The 19,086-nt window shown below is 61.5% G+C and carries 11 protein-coding genes; 6 read left to right on the forward strand and 5 right to left on the reverse strand.

The window, feature by feature from the left end; genetic code table 11:
- Positions 1 to 14: 14 nt before the first annotated feature.
- The gene (gene gmd / locus AC1RZR_RS30100) at positions 15 to 1,055 is read right to left on the reverse strand and encodes a GDP-mannose 4,6-dehydratase (RefSeq protein WP_481826893.1); all 1,041 of its coding nucleotides are present in this window, start codon (positions 1,053 to 1,055) and stop codon (positions 15 to 17) included.
- Positions 1,056 to 1,150: 95 nt separating this feature from the next.
- Here gmd and AC1RZR_RS30105 point away from each other — a divergent pair, with 95 nt between their 5' ends.
- Entirely contained in the window at positions 1,151 to 3,724 is a 2,574-nt protein-coding gene (locus AC1RZR_RS30105; RefSeq protein WP_481826894.1) for a glycosyltransferase, read from the forward strand.
- Between the two features lie 131 nt (positions 3,725 to 3,855).
- Here AC1RZR_RS30105 and AC1RZR_RS30110 read toward each other — a convergent pair whose 3' ends face one another.
- Positions 3,856 to 7,086 carry an autotransporter gene (locus tag AC1RZR_RS30110; RefSeq protein WP_481826895.1) on the reverse strand — a complete coding sequence of 1,077 codons (3,231 nt, stop codon included), beginning with the start codon at positions 7,084 to 7,086 and terminating at the stop codon, positions 3,856 to 3,858.
- A 471-nt stretch (positions 7,087 to 7,557) separates the two neighbouring features.
- Complete coding sequence (locus AC1RZR_RS30115) at positions 7,558 to 8,283, reverse strand: hypothetical protein (protein WP_477273300.1); 726 nt, start codon at positions 8,281 to 8,283, stop codon at positions 7,558 to 7,560.
- A gap of 133 nt (positions 8,284 to 8,416) precedes the next feature.
- On the opposite strand from AC1RZR_RS30115, the gene AC1RZR_RS30120 reads away from it, so the two are divergent.
- Positions 8,417 to 9,937, forward strand: coding sequence for a caspase family protein (locus tag AC1RZR_RS30120; RefSeq protein WP_481826896.1), 1,521 nt, complete (start codon positions 8,417 to 8,419; stop codon positions 9,935 to 9,937).
- Between the two features lie 95 nt (positions 9,938 to 10,032).
- On the opposite strand, the gene AC1RZR_RS30125 is transcribed toward AC1RZR_RS30120, so the two are convergent.
- A complete protein-coding gene (locus AC1RZR_RS30125) occupies positions 10,033 to 10,287 on the reverse strand; it encodes a hypothetical protein (RefSeq protein ID WP_481826897.1) in 255 nt (84 codons plus the stop codon).
- Positions 10,288 to 10,810: 523 nt separating this feature from the next.
- Between AC1RZR_RS30125 and AC1RZR_RS30130 the strand changes: the two genes are divergently transcribed.
- The gene (locus tag AC1RZR_RS30130; protein ID WP_481826898.1) at positions 10,811 to 13,249 is read left to right on the forward strand and encodes a GcvT family protein; all 2,439 of its coding nucleotides are present in this window, start codon (positions 10,811 to 10,813) and stop codon (positions 13,247 to 13,249) included.
- Between the two features lie 123 nt (positions 13,250 to 13,372).
- On the opposite strand, the gene AC1RZR_RS30135 is transcribed toward AC1RZR_RS30130, so the two are convergent.
- Entirely contained in the window at positions 13,373 to 14,206 is an 834-nt protein-coding gene (locus AC1RZR_RS30135) for a PA3715 family protein (protein WP_481826899.1), read from the reverse strand.
- 242 nt (positions 14,207 to 14,448) lie between these two features.
- Here AC1RZR_RS30135 and AC1RZR_RS30140 point away from each other — a divergent pair, with 242 nt between their 5' ends.
- The 3 genes from AC1RZR_RS30140 to AC1RZR_RS30150 all read left to right on the forward strand — a co-directional run bounded on the left by AC1RZR_RS30140 (position 14,449) and on the right by AC1RZR_RS30150 (position 19,045).
- Positions 14,449 to 15,471: an ABC transporter substrate-binding protein gene (locus AC1RZR_RS30140; RefSeq protein WP_481826900.1), complete on the forward strand. Its 1,023-nt coding sequence runs from the start codon at positions 14,449 to 14,451 to the stop codon at positions 15,469 to 15,471.
- Between the two features lie 68 nt (positions 15,472 to 15,539).
- Positions 15,540 to 18,023 carry an ATP-binding cassette domain-containing protein gene (locus tag AC1RZR_RS30145; RefSeq protein ID WP_481826901.1) on the forward strand — a complete coding sequence of 828 codons (2,484 nt, stop codon included), beginning with the start codon at positions 15,540 to 15,542 and terminating at the stop codon, positions 18,021 to 18,023.
- The gene (locus AC1RZR_RS30150) at positions 18,020 to 19,045 is read left to right on the forward strand and encodes an ABC transporter permease (protein WP_477273286.1); all 1,026 of its coding nucleotides are present in this window, start codon (positions 18,020 to 18,022) and stop codon (positions 19,043 to 19,045) included. The genes AC1RZR_RS30145 and AC1RZR_RS30150 overlap by 4 nt, the downstream gene beginning before the upstream one ends.
- The last annotated feature ends 41 nt before the right edge of the window (positions 19,046 to 19,086 follow it).

Raw genomic sequence — 19,086 nt, forward strand, 5'->3', positions numbered from 1 at the left:
CTAGTCTGCCAGTGCTAAAACCCAGAGACATGGTTTGAGGAGACCCGCTGCATATCGGCCTCAACCATCTCGGCGACCAGATCCTCCAGTTGAACCGTGGGACTCCAGTCTAGTACCTCTTTCGCAAGAGAGGGGTCGCCGACAAGCAGGTCAACCTCCGATGGTCTGTAGAAAGCTGGGTCAACAGATACAACGATGTTCCCGGTAGCTCGGTCGATGCCTAGCTCGTTGTGCCCCGTTCCTTGCCAATCCAGGGAGATGCCGCAGGCGCTCGCGGACATTTCGACGAAATCACGAACGGTATGCGTTCTGCCGGTCGCCACGACAAAATCCATCACAGGCGCCGTTTGCAGCATCCTCCACATGGCGTCGACGTAGTCCCTGGCGTGGCCCCAATCTCTTTTCGCCTCCAGATTTCCGACCCGCAGGGGTCCCTCGCCCTTCACCGCGTATTTGGCCATGCCAAGCGTCACTTTTCGAGGGAGAAACTCCACGCCCCGCAACGGTGACTCGTGATTGAAGAGGATACCGCTGCAGCAATGCAACCCGTATGCTTCCCTGTAGTTTACAACGGTCCAATGCGCGAACAATTTGGCGATGCCATAGGGACTGCGCGGGTAAAAGGGGGTCGTTTCAGTCTGCGGAACCTGTTGCACTTTGCCGAACATTTCGGACGTTGAAGCCTGATAAAATTTTGCCGTCGGGACGACGGTTCTGACGCCTTCAAGCAATCTCAAGGCGCCGACCCCGGTCACCTGAGTTGTGTAGATGGGCTGCGTAAAAGAATCGCCGACAAAGCTCTGAGCCGCGAGGTTGTATATTTCGTCGGGTTTGATTTTCTCCAGCACTGCACGCACGTTTGAGTCTTCGGTCAGCTCCATCGACGCGAATTCGATATCGTCCAGAACCTGTAGACTTTGCAGGCGCCATGTGCCAATGCCCGACGTACGGCGCATGGAGCCGACCACACGGTATCCCTTGTCGAGCAGCAGCTTCGATAGATAGGCTCCATCCTGACCGGTGATGCCCGTTATGAATGCGGTCTTGTTTGCCACAGCCTGTTGCCCCTTCGCGCGCGCGAATTGTGGATTCCCCTTGTCGTGCGCTATGGCAATGTTTTGGGGTGAAGGCAAAGGGATTCGGGCAAAGCATGAGGAATGCGTTTTTTACGATTTCATCCTGGAATTATCTCCACTATTCCCGGGCGCTTGCGTCTTCGTTTGCCCGTCACCATCCAGACTTTTCATGCATACTTGCCATCGCCGACACACGTCGGGAGGATTTGGGAAGCGACGTCTTTCCCGAGTTCGACGCTCATATTTTCTTCGACGATCTCGCTCTGCCAGATCATCGCGCCTTCAGTTTTCGCTACGATGTCATGGAGCTGAATACGGCGATCAAGCCGACAGTATTTCGGCAACTATTCGCCGAAGGTTTTGATCGCGTCATTTACCTCGATCCAGACATCCTTGCCTATCGCCGTTTCGACGAGATCTTGCAGGCGTTGGATGAGGGGGCGACGTCCGTCCTGACGCCGCACGCTCTTGCGCCAAATCTCCATTCCGAAAGTCCAAACGACCTGACCTTCATGCGATCGGGAATATACAATCTGGGATTTCTGGCCCTCGCCAAGACGGACGAGACGTCAGCTCTGCTGGAGTGGTGGGAGACGCGCCTGCGAAACGAGTGCGTCTCAAATCGCGTGAGCGACGGGATTTTCGTTGACCAGAAGTTCATGGACCTGTGGCCCGCCTATTGCTCCGGCACGCACATCCTGCGCGATCCGTCTTACAACGTAGCGTACTGGAACCTGGACACCCGAACGATCAAAAAGACGAGCGAGAGATACGAGATCAACGGCTTTCCACTCGCTTTCTTTCACTTCAGCGGGATCACACCCGGCGACCGGAGCGTCCTATCAAAGCACCAGCAGCGGTGGAAGCCAACGTCTAACGAGGCGTTAGGAGGCCTGTTGGTCGATTATCATGACCGATTGGAAGATTTCGGAGCAAGCAGGTTTTCCATAGTGCCCTATGGCTTCGGGACGTTTTCTGACGGCATCGATATTCCGAACCTGGCGCGAATTGTCTATCGCGAGAAGCTTGAGCCTTTCGAGGGCGATCCCTTCGCCCTGATGCCCGATATTCTCGACCGTCCAGCCGACATCAATCCAAACCCCGGTGGTGTGGTCACGCAGCTCGCGCACGCGCTCTGGGCGACGAGACGCGATCTGCAATCCTACTTCCCCCTCCAAGAGGGGCGATCCCAGATAAACTACGCCGACTGGTATATCTCCGGTGGCGCAAAGTCGGCCGGGATTCCTTCCAGGTTCACGAAAACGGTCGCCAAAAGAATTAGGCAACTTGACGCTTCGCGGACCGGCCCGAATGGAACAACAGACGTTTCGGCCAAAACCTCGGTCATTGCAACTCGTGTCGCACGCCGTGCCTATCGAACTCTCCTAAGAGCTCAACCTCACATTCGCTGGCTCTATAGAATGGTGCCGCCGGCCAGGCGAAAGCAATTTCTCGATGCGATGTTCAGGCGTGCCTGGCCCGCAAGTGTCGATACAGCAACCCAGACTACGCTTGCGCCCGGGCTATCCCTCATCGGTTACCCTTTTTCAGAAACGGGCGTCGGTGAAGCAATGCGCTCGCTGGCCCGATCAATTGAGAGTGCGGGCATCAATTACGATGTCACGAATTTTGACGAGCAGGTTCTTTCGTCGCACAGGGACAGAGCCCTGACGCACCGTATCGCCGCGCGACCTTCCAAAATGGTGAACGTTTTCTGCGTCAACGCCGACATGCTGGGGTCGACCATTCATGGAGTCGGCGTCGGCATTCTGAAGAACAGATACAATATCGTCAGGCCTTTCTGGGAACTGCCTCTGATCTATCCGCAATGGTTGGATAGCTTGCAAGATGTCGACGAAATTTGGGCGCCGACGGCCTTCGTCCGTGACGCCTTCATAGCCGGTACGAACCGTCCGGTTACGCACATCCCGGTGGCTATATCCGTCCCGCCCGACATTGAGCCGAACCGGGAGCGTTTTCAGATTCCAAAGGATTCCACCGCATTTTTGTTTGCATTCGACTTCTCGTCCTACCCGGACCGCAAGAACCCGGATGCCGTGTTGCAGGCCTATCTTCGCGCATTCGGACAGGAACGCAATCGACGGATTTCCTTGGTGATCAAGACAATGGGCAACAGCCCGCACAAACGCGCAATTCTGAATTCAATTCGTGGTCTGGCGCAGACCGACAAGCGGGTTGTCTTGATTGACGAGGTTCTGACTCGAACCGAAACATATTGCCTGACAAAATCCTGCGATGTCTTCGTCTCGTTGCATCGCTCGGAAGGCTTTGGATTGGGAATTGCCGAAGCCATGGCCATGGGCAAGGCAGTTATTTCAACGGATTTTTCGGGAAGCAAAGACTTCGTCAGCACGCAAACCGGTTTTCCGATTCCATACCGATTGATCAGCGTGGAGCCCGATCAATACCCCTATTTCATCGAAGGGCAGAAATGGGCCGATCCCGACATAGATGAAGCTGCCCGGGTCATGGCGCAACTTGCGGACAATATCGAGACCGTCACTTCGGTCGGCGAGCGCGCTCGGACCTACATGGCTGCGGTGCACAGCCCCGAGGTGGTCGGCAAGGTGATCGCAAATCGCCTTCAAGACATCCAAGGATACAGGAATTCCATATCGAAATACTGAACAGCCCATAGCGATGGCCAGGTGCAGCAGCTATTCGCGGCTATGTGGGAGCAGCATCCGATCCCCCTGCTCCCTCGCCGATCGCTCCACCAGCGACCCAGTAGGACGGCGCACCCGCTCGCAGCCTCCAGCTAGAAGGAAATCTTCAGCCCCAGCTTGCCGCCGACATTCGAACTGTCCGCCGACCACTTGCCGCGGACCTCGCCGCTCACTGTCTTGGTTTGCGACACTTTCAGATTGAAACCGGTCGACAGCGCAACCGAGAAATCGGCATCATCGAAGTCGATCTCCCTGGTGTCGATATCCGTCGTGTTCTTGTAGTTGAAGCGCTGTTGAAACTCCGTCCGTGCGTAGGGGCTGAACACCATGCTGTTTTCCAGCGGATAGTCCGCATAGATGCCCGGTTCGAACTTGACCGCCCCGAAGGACAAGCGGCTCTTGCCGAACTCGTTGCCGCCGCTGTCCGTATAGGAATCGCCGCGGAAGGAAACGCCGAGCAAGCCGCCGCGCAGGTCGAACCGGGCGCGGTCGCCCAGCTTGAAGATATGGCCGACCGTCCCGGTGACGGCAAAGCCCTTGGTGTCGTAGCTGCCTGTGGTGCCGAGCACGCCGTTGGTCACGTCGCTTCCGCCGATGAAGCCGGAAGCGGAAACCAGCGCGTAGTCGTAGTTCTTTCGGAACAGCGCGTAGCCGCCGAACATGCCGGCCTTGTTGGTGCCTTCGCCGATGGCATCAAATCCCCGGAACCCGCCGAGGTTGACATCGGTCGAGGCATAGCCGGTGAAAACGCCGATGTTCAGGCCATACTCATTGTCGAACTGGAAGTGTTTGGCGGCATTGAAATCCAAGCTGATGGCGGCCGAAAAATCATTGGCATCGAAGCTCGGGCCGGGGCCATTCAAACCACCGCCACTGATGTCGTAGCCGTCATGTTCGGTATGAGCGAACTGGCCGGAGGCGAACACGCCGAAGCTGGACGAAACCGGCACCATTGCACCCCCGGTTGCGGGCGAGAGGTTGAGGTCGGACTCGAGCGCGTCACGGTTTATGCCGTAGAGAGCGTCGATTGCCACCGCGACCGCGCCGGCGTTGGTGGCGCTGGTGGGCGCCGCCGCAATACCGAAATTGGCCGGCGTGGCACGCAGGAACAAGCCATTCGGGCCAGCTACGATTTCATAGGTGAAAAGTGACCCCGGCGTGCCGGGAATGCCCACGACACTGAAGGTCCCGGCAATCGGCCCGCTAGTCGAGACGATGAGAGGGATATCGGTCGCCTGGGCGAATTGCGGCGTGCCCAGCAGATTGACGATGATGGTGTTGGCGCCGGTGGCCGAAAACGCGCTGGCAACAAGTTGATCCGACTGCACCGTCTGCTGGTTGATGTCGAGGCTGATGCTGGCGCCGTTGAGTGTGAGGCCGCCGAGCGTCAACACGTCGTCGGCGATACCGTCCGTCATGTTGATCAGAGAATTCGTCGCGATGATCGAACCCGGCATGGTGACGTTGCCGTTGATGAACAGCGTCGAGCCGTTGCCCAGGTTGAGCTGGTTGATGCCTTGTGTCCCACCGCTGAAGCGGAGCGTGGAATTGTCGGCCGAGAAATTGTCGAAGCCGGTGAAATTCTGGCTCTTGCCGCCGACAGCAAGGTCGGTGTCGGTGACGGTGCCATTGGCATTCGTTCCACTGAAAAGCACGCCATCGCGCAAATTGAGTGGATCGACCGCGCCCACATTGTCGATGATCAGGGTGTTGGGGCCGATACCGGTGACGTCGCCGCCGATCGTGCCGCCCGACAGATGAACGTGCTCTGCGTCGATGCCGCCGGTGATGCTGCCGCCAACGACCGAGACATTGTCGAAGCCGGCGCCGCCGGTGACGTTGCCGGCGACGGCGCCGCCGGAAACCGTGATCACGTCATCGCCGTTATCGCCGGTAAGACTGCCGCCGATCGTGCCGCCGCCGATATTCAGCGTGTCATTGCCGTCGCCACCGCTGACCGAGCTGCCGACGGTGCCGCCGGTCATGTTGAGCGTATCGTTGCCGTCGTTCGCCGAGACCGGCCCGCTGACCGTACCGCTGCTGATCACGATCAGATCGTCGCCGAGATCGCCGATGACCTCGCCGGTCAGGTTGCCGCCAGCGATGAAAATCCGGTCGTTGCCGTCATTGCCTTCGATGAAACCGGTGATCGAACCGCCACGGAAATCGATCGTGTCGTTGCCGGCGCCGCCGCTCACCGCGCCGCCGAGCGTGCCGCCGGTCATCAGGAAGCTGTCGTCGCCATCTTCGAGGCCGACAGAATCGATGCCGTTCCCACCCTCACCAAGGTCGATGCCGATACTGGCGTTGCCTGAGATCGTGACCTTGTCGTTCTGGCTGCCGGCGAAAATCGAACCGTCAATCCTGCCGCCGCTCACGTCAAAGGTGTTGCCGCCGCCTTGGCCGAAAACCGAACCGGTCACACGGCCCGCCGTCATGGTGAAAATATCGGCGCCGTCGCCGAGGTCGACGATGCCCGGAGCCGCGGTCATCCCGATGGTACCGCCATTGATGTTGACGGTGTCGTCGCCTTCGTTGCCGAATATGCTACCGCCGATGGTGGCCTTGCCGCCGACCGTTATCGTGTCGTTTCCGATATCTCCATCGACATAGAGATCGACCGCGGCATTGCCGTTAATGGTGATCTGGTCGTCGCCTGCGTTTCCGGTCACGTAGCTGCGGATCGCGCCCCCGCTGACAACCAGCGTGTCGTTGCCACCGTCACCACTCAGACTACCGTCGAGGATGCCACCGGTCATCGTGAAATGGTCGTCGCCGTCGCCAAGCCCGATGGCATCTCCTCCTTCCGAATCGCCGTAAACTATGGCGCCGTTCTTGATGGTGACGATATCGGCGCCGCCATTGGTGAAAACAGATCCGGTGACAACGCCGCTATTGCCATCGGTGACGCTTGTATCGTTGCCTAAGGTGATGGTGTCGATGCCATCTCCGCCGATGACTGAACCGTCGATTTCACCGCCGATCATCTCCAGCGAATTATTGCCTTCGCCAAGGTCGATGTCCTGAATGCTGCCGGCCTGGATGACGACCTTGTCATCGCCCGCCCCGGTATTGAGATTGGCCCTGACGTTGGGGGCGAATGGCTCGCCGTCGAAATCCCCATAGGACATCTCAAGCTGGTCGTTGCCATCCAGGAGTTCGATGGTTCCATCCGCCGGTTGCAAGGAGGTCGACCCTACCGGCGGCAGGCCGGTTACGGCGGGCGTTGTCGCCGCGTCGTCGGTCAGGGTGCCGCCAAAAATGTTTACGATGTCGTCGCCATTGCCATCATAGTCGTTGACGATGACTAGTGACGAACTCAAGTCGAGCCCTTCGTACCCGGTGAACCGAGTCGTGAACACGCCATCGACGTCCTGAAAATCCCCGGTCGTCCTGCACTCCACGGTTACTGACGTCGTGTCAAACGGATTGCCTGCGCCGCTTGCAACGGCGGAGCAGGCTGCAGCGCCAGATATTTCGAACGTGGATGCTGCCGCTAACGCAAGCAACGAGACGCCCGCCAACTGATAGGCTTCGCACGGCACTTTCATTCGACCTCGCCTTACGAGAAATCGATACCGGCACTAAGGCAGATTGATATCGGACCATCGACCCATCTGATCGGGACTTGTTGTCAATCCGCCTGGCCGAGACTGTACGCGGCGAGTTGCTCTACGGCAATGGTTTGGCCGTTCGCCCTCGGCGACTATCAGGCCATCTGTGGCGAGAAGGTCACTATAGAAAAGCTCGAAATGAGCTGTTCACCCCCAGGCCCACAGTTCAAAGGGTATATTTTATAGATCAGAATACGCTGCCGACACGGTCAAGTTTCCGGCATGTGCAATCTTGCGGTCGTAGCTTGCCCATATTTCACCGCCACACTGCTGCGCCCAGCGGTGGCAGAAAGAAAAATCGGTAGGCAGATCCAGTTCCGGCGTCACGATCTTGGCGAACGGCGTCAGGAAATTCTCGAACTGAGTGGTGTACTTGTTCTTTCGGTAACGAGACCGATCCACTGTCTCAGGCAACTTCTCGATTATCGTCGTCACGCAGTCGCGGGAGACAAGAAAGATACCCGTGCCACATAACGATACCCGGACAAAGCCTCCTAACTTTTGCCGGGGTTCGACAATGGTTCCAATAAACTCCAGGCTTTGTGCGAAGGCCTTGTCGAAGGGCAGCGCCGACAGTGAGTGGAGTTTTTGGAGATCGACCGTGCGCCGGGGATACAAAGTGCCGACCACCGGCTTGTCCAGCGCCAGCATCGCCGCGATGAGATCGGGGGAAAAGCCCATGTCGCTGTCGATCATCAGGATGTGACTGCAATCCGGCTTCTTGTAGTAGAAATTCGTCAGCAGATAGTTCCGGGAAAACGGGATATCCGTGTATTCGATTTCCGACAGCGTGAAGGCGTAGCCGGACAGGCTCTTGTGGGTCAGGGCCGCGAAGAGGCTGCGAACGAAGACGCTTTTGTAGGCCGCTCCATAAACCGGCAGCGCAAGGTTGATCTTGATCGGCATCGTGTCCTCCCACAGTCCAGTGTGAGTCCATACAAATCCCTTTTCCCTATCTTTGACATGATTCTTGGTATAAATTTTTTGCTGGCCTTCGGCGGCACGGGGTCCATACGGTTAGGCATGATTGTGTTGCGTCGTGGTGCGCTTCGAAGGTTGCAAGACCAGGATCGACGCAGACCGGAACGGGCATGTTGATATGACCCATTGCCATAGACTCCTGCTTCGCATTCCCCTGCTTCTGCTTCTCGTGCTTCTTGGCTCGGCTGGCGCGCGCGCCGCGGTCGAGCAGAACCCGTCGCCGCAGCCACGCAATCGGCTGGCGATCGTCATCGGCAATTCGAACTATCAAAGCTCCCGGCTCGAGCATCTCCCCAATGCGGCAAACGACGCCACAAGGCTTTCAGAGAGTCTGAAGCGGCTGAATTTCGAAGTGCTGACGGGAACCGATCTTTCGACAGAGGGTTTCGCCAAACTGCTTCGAGACGCTGATGCAAAATTGCCGACAACCAGTGCCGTCTTGATTTTCTATGCCGGCCATGGCGTGCAGTTGCATGGCGAGAACTACCTGCTCCCGGTCGACACGCCCGATCCTGAAAGCCTGGAAAAACTGACGGCCAGCGCCATCAAGCTGAATGATGTGATCGCCAGGTTCGCGCGCCGGGACCGCCAGACATTCATATTCCTGGACGCCTGCCGCAACAATCCGCTCGGTCCCGGCGCCGGCGCGGGCGATGGTCTGGCACAAGTTGACGTCGGTGAAAACACGTTCATTGCCTTTGCCACTCAGCCCGGCAATGTCACAGCCGACGGCGGCGGCGAAAACAGCCCGTTTACCATTGCGTTGCTGAAGAATCTCGAGATTCCCGGGCTCAGCGTCTCGGACATGATGATCCGCGTCCGCAACGAAACCGAAGCGTTGACGGTTGGCCGTCAAGTGCCGTGGGATCAATCGAACCTGCGCGAGCAGTTCTATTTCACGGAGCAGCAGGCACTCGATCCGGCACAGTTGAGCGCAAGCCTTTCGCGAATTCTGGCGGACCCCATCGCAAAGAAGAGATTGCAGGTCGAGCTTGCCTCCAACGACTTGCAAACTGCCGTGCTTGTCGTTGGGCAGACTTTGCGGTCGGTCGAAATTCCGGCACCGCCGGCCGATTTACCGGCGCCGGTTGGCACCCAGGTCGCCAATCTGTCTGCAACTGAAAGTGTTGAAGATGCTCGCCAAAGCGTCGTCTCCGGCCTCGAAACCCTCATTGTCGGCGCATCGGCGGGCGAAGCGGATAAGGACAAGGCGGGCGATCTTGCGCGCAGCATCCAGACTGAACTTCGTCGCCTGGGTTGCTACCGGATGCAGGTTGATGGCGACTGGGGCACGGGCTCCATCCGCGCCCTCACCGACTATTACAAAAACACCAAGCAAGTCGCATCGACAACCGAGCCGACCGTCGGACTGCTCGGCGATCTCTTTCTGCGCTCCGGCAGAATCTGCAAGCAGCCGGTCATCGTCAAGGCCAAGCCGGCCAAAGTTGCGTCGGATGCCGACCCCTCGCGAACCAGTTCCGGCCGCAGGGCTGCGAAACGCTCACAGGCCGCCCCGCAACGCCCAGCAGCCCCGCCGCCAGACATTGGTGCGGGCATCGGCATTGGTGGTGTGTTTTAGGTATCGGCGATCAGGCAAGCTTCATTATGGGCAGATTGTCCAATTGCGCGATCACGCGGATCAAGACCGCGGGATCGCGACCGAATCTTCCTTGATCATTGCCTGGTGAACACGCCCGTGTAGGTCTGGCCGGCAAGCGCATAGGTTGCGGCCAGGGTCGCGTCGGGCAGCATCATAAAACTGACGTCCGCGCCATTCGGGAGGCGCCCAAGCTTCAACGTAGTCCCTACAATTCTTCCTTCGCCGGCGGCCTCTCCCGGATTGTTGTCGCCCAGAATTCCCCACGCATAGGTGACCGTCACCCCTCCCTTCGAAGAAATCGTCTGCACGGCGAGTTTGCCTTCATACATTCCCTCCAATCGTCCAGCCCACATGCCCGAAAACGCAGCGTACCTTGTTGGAACGCCTTTCGCTGGGGGAGTGATTGTCACGGATTGATCCATGACTGCCGAGCCAGGGGAAACAGCGGCAGGACCCAAGGCGGGCTGGGAAGGAATGGTGGCTGGACCCAACGCAGGTTCGGGAGCGGCGGATTGCGGCGCTTCAGGAGCCGATTGGCATGCGGCGAGCGCAACTGCCGCGAGGGCCAGCATCGTGTTCCGCATCGAATTCTCCACATCGTCCTCCGACTGACATATCCGAAAGCCCGCCGACCGGCAGAAAGTTCCATTCCCTCCCCAGGGCCGGATGGCCCCTGATAGGCCGAACAGTGGCCCTAATAAATAGCCGCGTATCAACCGCGTGGCTACATTGCGCGGGCAGGCTTTAGGTGGCCTGGCGACGCGCACTTCGCTGCGTTGCGATCTCGTTGGTTTTCCTCTGGGCGATCACCCTCTATATAGCTCATGATAATTCCATCCGGGGGCATCGTATATGTTGACTCACGTTCGTGCCGTGGTCGTTGGTGGCGGCTGTGTCGGCGCAGGCATTCTTTACGGCCTGGCGAAGCGCGGCTGGAGCGATGTCGCGTTGCTGGAGCGAACGCAGCTTACCGCCGGTTCGACCTGGCATGCGGCCGGGCTCATACCCTCCTATGCGCGCAGTCTCAACGTCGGCCGCATGATCGCCAAATCCATCGAGATCTATGAAGGCCTCGAGGCCGAGACCGGTCAGAAGGTTGGTTGGCACAAATGCGGCCAGCTGCGCATCGCCAACACACGCGACCGGCTCGACGAATATCGCAGCTACATGGACGTCGCGGAGGTCCAGGGCGTGCGGGCGCGGATCGCATCGCCGGCCGAGGCGCGCGAGATCTGGCCGCTCCTCAACAACAGCGGCATGCTGGGCGCCCTGTATCATCCCGATGACGGCCACATCGCGCCTGCGGACGTGACCCAGGCCATGGCCAAGGGCGCGCGCGACCTCGGCGCCAAGATCCATCTCGGTACCGAAGTAACGGGTTTCGAGCGGATGCCGGACGGCGACTGGAAGGTCAGAACCTCCCGTGGCGACATCGTCTGCGAGCATGTCATCCTCGCCACGGGCAATTATGCACGCCAGACCGGCGCCATGCTGGGCCTCGACATTCCCGCAATCCCGATCGTGCACCAGTACTGGGTCACCGACGCGGTGCCCGAAATCGTGGAACGCAAGCGGCTGGGCCTTCCGGAGATGCCGATCCTCAGGGACGAGGGTTACGAGGGTTACCTGCGCGAAGAGGGGGACGGGCTGATGTTCGGCCCCTACGAGCGCACCGAACAGCTCAAGCTGTTCGCCGAGAACGGGGTGCCGGAATGGTTCGGTGCCGACCTGCTCGATGAGGATTTCGACGCCGTTTCCTGGAATTGGGAGCGGGCGAGCGAACTGGTGCCCGCGCTCGGGCGCGCCGGCATCAAGAGGAATGTGCGTGGACCTTTCCAGATGACGGCCGATGAGCTGCCGCTGATGGGCCGGGCCTGGGGGCTCGAGAATGTCTGGCTCGCCGAAGGCGTACCGGGTGGCATCCTGTGGGGCGGAGCGATCGGCCACTATCTTTCCGAGCGGATTGTCGAGGGCGGCAACAGCCTCGACACGGCGGAACTGGATCCGCGGCGCTTCGGCGAATATGCCAACAAGAGCTGGACCCGGGAGAAGGTAAGGGAAGCGTGGGGCACCCATGCGGCACAGCAATATCCCGGCCAGGACATGCCGGCGGCCCGGCCGCAGAAAACGGCTCCGTCCTACGATCGCCTCAGCCAGCTCGGCGCGGTGTGGGACGTGTTGAACGGCTGGGAGATGCCGAGTTGGTTCGCACCCTCGGGTGTCGAAGCGCGCAACGTGTACAGCTGGCGCTGGACCGCCAAGGGCAACTATGTCGGCGAGGAGGTTCACGCCGTCCGCAACACCGTCGGCCTGGTCGAAATGACGCCAATGACCAAGTTCGAGGTCAGCGGCGCGGGCGCCGAGGACTGGCTCGACGGGATCCTCGCCAACCGGTTGCCTCGCTCCGGTCGCGTCGCTCTCGCGCATCATCTTACGCCGGCCGGGGGCGTGCAGGCCGAATATGTGGTGGCACGGCTACAGAGCGACCTCTTCTACCTCGTCTCGACGCCGCGCGCCGAGCGCTGGAACTACGACGACCTCAGCCGACTGCTGCCGAAGGACGGCAGTGTGCACCTGCGCAACGTCACCAACGATCGCGGCAGCTTCACCGTGGTCGGGCCAAAGGCGCGCGACGTGCTGCAGCCGCTGACCGAGATCGACCTGTCCAACGAGGCTTTCCCCTGGTTCAGCGTGCAGTCGGCCACCGTCGGCCTGGCCAGCGACGTGCGTCTGATGCGCGTCAACTACTCGGGCGAGCTCGGCTGGGAGCTTTACCATCCGCTTTGCTATCAGCGGCACTTGCTGGACGCGCTTCTGGCATCCGGACAGGCGCACGGGCTGAGGCTGGTCGGGCTGCAGGCGCTGGAATCACTGCGTCTCGACAAGTCCTACCGCGCCATGTACCGCGATATGAATCTCGAACTGTCAGCCTGGGAAAGCGGTCTCGACCGCTTCATAAGGCTCGACAAGGGCGACTTCATCGGCAGCGCGGCGCTGGCCGCGAAGCAAAAGCAGGGCACAGCGCGCCGGATCGTCACGCTGTCCATCGATACGGATGGTGCGAGCGCCTTTGCCTGTGAGGGCGTCTACCGCGACGGCAAGCTTGTCGGCCACGTCACCTCGGCGGGCTACTCCTATACTTTTGGCCACGACATAGCACTCGCGCTGCTGCCGCCGGAACTCGGAGCCCGCGGCACCGCGCTGGAGGTTTCAATTCTCTGCGAGCGCCGCCCGGCAAGGGTGATCTCCGACTCTCCCTATGACCCGGAAGGCGCGCGCGGGCGCATGTGAGGCACCGAGGGGGATCAATCAGGTCGCCACCCCGTCCCAAAAAAGCGGTGACGTCGTCACGCACACGACGTTCGAGTGGAGACTATTTCCCGAACCTCTGCGGCAGGGACGCGAGCGGCGTTCTCACGGCTCCATTGCCTTGAGCGCCGCCGGAACTGGATAGCGGCTGCCGTCATAGCGCAACCGGTAAGTCCGCTTCACGGACCTGCCGGGATGGGACTGGCACTCGCCATTCTTGTCGGGCGACGGTTCGTCGGTGTCCGCCCGCTCGACCGCGATGATGTCGTGGTAGCCATGATGGCTCGCCGGGCTCATCGCCAGGCTGACCTGGTTGGTATGAAAGGACCCGGCGCAATTGGCGTCGCCCTCGCCGCCATTGCCGGCCACGGCAAGGCCGCCGAGCACCAACCGCAGGGCATCACCGGCGAGGGCATAGAGCCGCAGGCCGGTTTCGGCGAAGGGAGTGGCCTGCGAATGGGTTGCCAATTCGATGCGCAGGCCGAAGGCGGTGACCGCCGGCGACAGCGTGTAGCGGCCGGTATCGAATTCGATCTTGCGGATGGCGATGGCGTCATCGTTCGCTAGCCCGGGCTGGAGCAGGCGCTGGCGCACCTGCCGGCTCTTCCTGTCGACAACCAGAAGCTCGATATCACCGACATGCCCGCCGTCGCTGGATTTGACGCTGTCGATCAGCGGCACTGCGACCAGCAGCAGGCCGTCATGGGCAGGCCAGGTCTTGCAGACCAGGCCAAATGGCGTTTCGCCGTCCGGAAGCGTCAGCGGGATGCTGATATGGGGTTCGAGCGTCAAGGCGGCGCCGTCGCTGCTCTTCCGAGCCTTGGGATAGGCCTGCTGCACGAGGGCGACAACATCGCCGCAATCGCCGGCCGCGGTCCAGGCGGGCGACGGACCGGCGACGGCGAGGCCGAGGAAGAGGGTATGCAGCAGTATTCGCATCGATTTCTCGCGTTGCAGGGCCGGATTTCGCCAGGACTGTCTACGCGAGATCGCTGGCGGCGCACAGGTGTGCAGGCTCACCCAGGCCCACCGAATGCCATCGCGAGCACCTGCCTGTTTGGTATGCTGATATCTTGCCTATTTGGTATGCTGGTATAATATGTACCTGACATAGCGTGCCCCAAAGGTTACGCTGTGCTCGTGTGGCAGCAAAGCCGATCGTGTTTTTGGGAGGAAATACCATGAGATTTGCAACTGTGGCGGCGCTCGCCGGCGCCGTAATGGTGGGCGCTACCGCAATGCCGGCAATGGCGTCCTCGGATGCGCCGGTCATCGCTCTCGCCAACGCCTATTACGGCAACACCTGGCGCCATCAGATGGTGGAAGCGTTCGAAGCCTCGGCCAAGGAAGCCAAGGCCGCCGGACAGATCGCCGATTACATCGTCATGAACGGCGATGGTTCGGTCGCGCAGCAAAACAGCCAGATCGCCGAGCTGATCCTCAAGAAGGTCGATGTGCTCGCCGTCGACGCCGCCTCGGAAACCGCGGTCAATGGCATCATCGAAAAAGCCTGCAAAGCCGGCATCATCGTCATCTCTTTCGATTCCGTGGCCTCGGCGCCCTGCAACTACCAGCTCAATTTTGACTTCAAGGGCTACAAGGCGACCCAGGCCGAGGCGGTCTTCAAGATGCTCGGCGGCAAGGGCAACGTCATCCAGGTGCGCGGCGTGAAAGGCTCGGCGCCAGACAACGACATGTTCAATGCGCAGCAGTCGGTGCTGGCGAAATACCCTGACATCAAGGTGGTTGCGACCGTCTATGGCCAGGCGACCGCTTCGGTAGCGCAGGCGGCGATCGCCAATGTGCTGCCCTCGCTGCCGCATGTAGACGCCGTGCTCGGCCAGGGCGGCAGCGACGATGTCGGCATCGCACAGGCCTTCGTCCAGTATGGCGGCGATTATCAGGGCAAGATGCCGGTCATCGAGGGTGGCGGCGGCACCGACTTCGTCAAATGGTGGGCCGGCGAGAATGCCAAGAATGGCTACCAGACCGTGTCGATGAACACCACGCCGGGCATCGGCGGCGCCGCCTTCTGGCTTGGCCTGTCGCTGCTGAAGGGCGCCAAGGCGCCCAAGCTGATGATCATGCCGGTGGCGACGGTCGACGCCGGCAACCTCAAGGAGTACGCCAAGCTGCCGGGCGGCCAGATCATCAGCCCGAGCTACTCGCTGGACTGGGTAAAGCAGAACCTGCTGAGCAAATAACAGGACGGCTCCCCCCTCGATCGGGCGCAGCGGACAGCCGCGCCCGATCTCGAAGAATCGGAGGACGAATGTCCCAGCTTGCCGTTGCCGAACAGGACAGTGCCGTCTCCACGGCGCGGCCGGCCCCTATCCGGCAAAGCGTCGTCTCGCTCACCGGGATAACCAAGAGCTTTGGACCGACGCTCGCCAATGCCGGGATCGACCTCTCGGTAGCTGCCGGCGACGTGATCGGACTGGTCGGCGGCAATGGCGCCGGAAAATCGACGCTGATGCGCATCCTGTGCGGCGCGATGTGGCCGACGCTCGGCTCCATCTCCTTCGCCGGCGAAGAGATCGGGTTCGCCGACTACGGCACCGGCGAAGCGCAGCGACGCGGCATCCGCATGGTGCATCAGGAGTTGTCGCTCTGCGGCAACCTCTCGGTCGCCGAGAACTTCTTTCTGGAAATCCCTGGCGACGCGTCAAACCGGCCCGGCTGGCGGGCGCTCTATCGGGCCCGCGCCCGCGAGGCGCTCGACGCCGTCTTTCCCGGCAACGGCATCGATGCCGGCGCCGAGGTCGGTCACCTCTCCATCGCCGAACGGCAGATGGTCGAGATCGCCCGCGCCGCCGCGACGCCCGGCGTCAGGCTGATCGTGCTCGACGAGCCGACCTCGTCGCTCGATCTCGACCGCTCCAAACAGCTCAGAGGCTTCATCCGCGAGCGGGCGAAGGCCGGGCTAGCCTTCATCTTCATCAGCCACAAGCTGCAGGAGATCATCGACATCGCCAGCGAGATCGTGGTGCTGCGCAACGGACGCACGGCATGGCAGGGCCATGTCGCGGACGCCTCGATCGGCAAGTTGGTGCAGCTGATGGGCGGCGATGCCAATCCGGTGCATCAGCACGCCGTCACCGCAGCTTCCGCCCAGGACGTGCTGGTGCGGCTCTCCGGGCCGCTGACGGGCGAACTCGGCCGCGACATCGATATCGTGCGCAGCGAAATCGTCGGCCTGGCCGGCCTCGAAGGCAGCGGCCAGAAGGAGCTGCTGCATGCGATCTTCAGCCCCGACCGCAAGCAAAACGCGGCGGTCACGAGACATGCGCAAGCCGGATTCATCGCCGGAGACCGGCAAAAGGAAGGCGTGTTCCCGCTGTGGAGCGTGCTGGGAAACATCAGCATCGGTGCACTTGCCCGCCGGCCGGTGCTCAGCCTGGTTTCCGACCGCGCCAACCGCGAGACGGCCGCCGATGCCGCCGGCCGGCTGCGGCTGGACGACAGTCGCTTCCAGTCCAACATCACCGAGCTCAGCGGCGGCAACCAGCAAAAGGCCCTGGTCGCCCGGGCGCTGGTTGCCGACACCCCGATCATCCTGCTCGACGACCCGACGCGAGGCGTGGATATCGCCACCAAGCAGGATTTCTACCGGCTGTGCAACGAGATTGCGCGCAGCGGACGCGCACTGGTCTGGCATACGACCGAGGAGGCCGAACTACTGGCCTGCGACCGCGTGCTGGTCTTTGCCGGCGGGCGGATCGTCAGAGAGCTGACGGGCGACGCAATCACCGAATCGGCCGTTGTCGGCGCCTCTTTCGTGCAGCCGGCGGACAAGCTTGCCGGCGCCGGGCAGAAGGATGCCGCGACGGCCGGGCTTAGCCGCAGGCTGGTGAATGCGGCGCCGTTCATCGGCCTTGCAGCAGTGCTCGCCGTGATGATCTCGGCCAATCCCGCCGTCGCCTCGATCTTCGGCCTCGACCTGCTGCTGATGCCGGCGCTGTCGCTGGTGCTGGTGACTGCGGCACAGATGTTCATCGTCGGCGGCAGCGAGATCGACCTCGGCGTCGGCGCCTTCGCCGGCCTCGTCAGCGTGCTCAGTGCCACGCTGCTCTATGACCAGCCGTGGCTCGGCGCGTTGGCGCTGGGGGCGGCGCTCGCTGCCTATGCGGGGCTTGGCGGGCTGATCCAGGCACGCAAGATCCCGGCCATCGTCGTCACCCTCGGTGCCTCCTTCATCTGGGTCGGGCTGGGCTATGCGCTGCAGCCGACGCCAGGCGGCGCCAGCCCGGAATGGCTGTCGGCGCTCTTCAACTGGTCGCTCGGCATGGTGCCGACCTCCGTCATCCTCATCGCCGCCGTCGCGCTGATCGTCTTCGTCATCGACCGGCTGCCGCTCGGCGTGGTGCTGCGCGGCTTCGGCAACAATCCAACCGCGATGATGCGCTCCGGCTGGTCGCCGACGCGCTATGCGCTGGTGCGCTATCTCATCGCCGGGCTGTTTGCGGCCGCCGCCGGCCTGTCGCTGACGGCGATCAATACGGCGAGCGACATCAATTCGGGTAACTCGTTCACCCTGCTCAGCGTCGCCGCCGTGGTGATGGGCGGCTGCTCGCTTCTCGGCGGCATCATTTCGCCGGTCGGCGCCGTCGCCGGTGCGGTAACGCTGTCGCTGATCGGCGCCCTTCTCGGCACGCTGAATGTCAGCAGCGATTTCAACGCCGCGACACAAGGCCTGATCCTGATCGCACTGCTGACGCTGCGCAGCCTGACCGCCGACCGCAGGAGCGAACAATGAACGCTCTGATCGCCTTCAGCCTCTGGGCGCAGAGGAACCGCTGGATCTGGGCGGCGATTGGTGTGCTGCTGTTGTGGCTGGTGCTGTCGGTGGTCACCAACCGCTTCAGCCTGTCCAGCCTCTCGGGGATCATACTGTCGGCGTCCTTCCTGACGGTGGTCGGCATCGGCCAGATGTTCGTGGTGACGACCGGACGCGGCAACATCGACCTCTCGGTTGCCTCGGTGATCACGCTCAGCGCCTTCGTCGCGCTGCTCACCATCAAGGGCCAGGATGCCAATCTCGCCATCGGCGTCGCCGCCGCGATCCTGCTCGGCCTTGCCATTGGCGTGCTGAATTCGTTGCTGGTCGTCGGGCTGGGCATACCGGCTATCATCGCGACACTGGCGACCGGCTACGTGCTGGCGACCGCGACGCTGCTGTCGAACCGGGCGATAGCGGGCTTCGCCGTCAGCCCGGCTCTGAAATACCTGGCATCCGGGCGCGTTGTCGGCGTGCCTGTCATGGCCATCATCGCCATCCTCGGCGTGGCGGCGGCGTCCTTCGTGCTGCGCTACACGGTGTTCGGGCAGCTTTTGTCGGCGGTTGGCCAGAACCGCACTGCCGCGCGGCTCGCAGGCATCAGGAACGGCCCGGTGATCGCATCCGCGTTCATCATCTCGTCGGTGCTGGCGTCGCTCGACGGGCTGCTGCTGGGCGCCTATATCGGCGGCGCCTTCCTCGAAATGGGCCAGCCCTATCTGTTGCAGTCGATTGCCGCGGTGGTGCTCGGCGGAACACTGATCTTCGGCGGCTCGGCGACCGCGCTCGGCACCCTTTTCGCCAGCATCCTGCTCATCCTGATCGTCACGACCATGCAGATCATCGGCCTGCCGCCGGGCGTCCAGGACATCGTGCAAGGCATCGTCGTCATCTTCGTGCTCGCCCTTGCCGGACGGCAGGCGATGGTGCGGCGATCAGCAGCCGATCCCTCCGGCAACGACGACGCTGCCACCGTCCCGACGGGCGGACAGCAGTCATGACGTGCACGGCATTCACCATTACCGGATTGCCAAAATCTGGT

The organism is Mesorhizobium bavaricum, assembly GCF_056781655.1.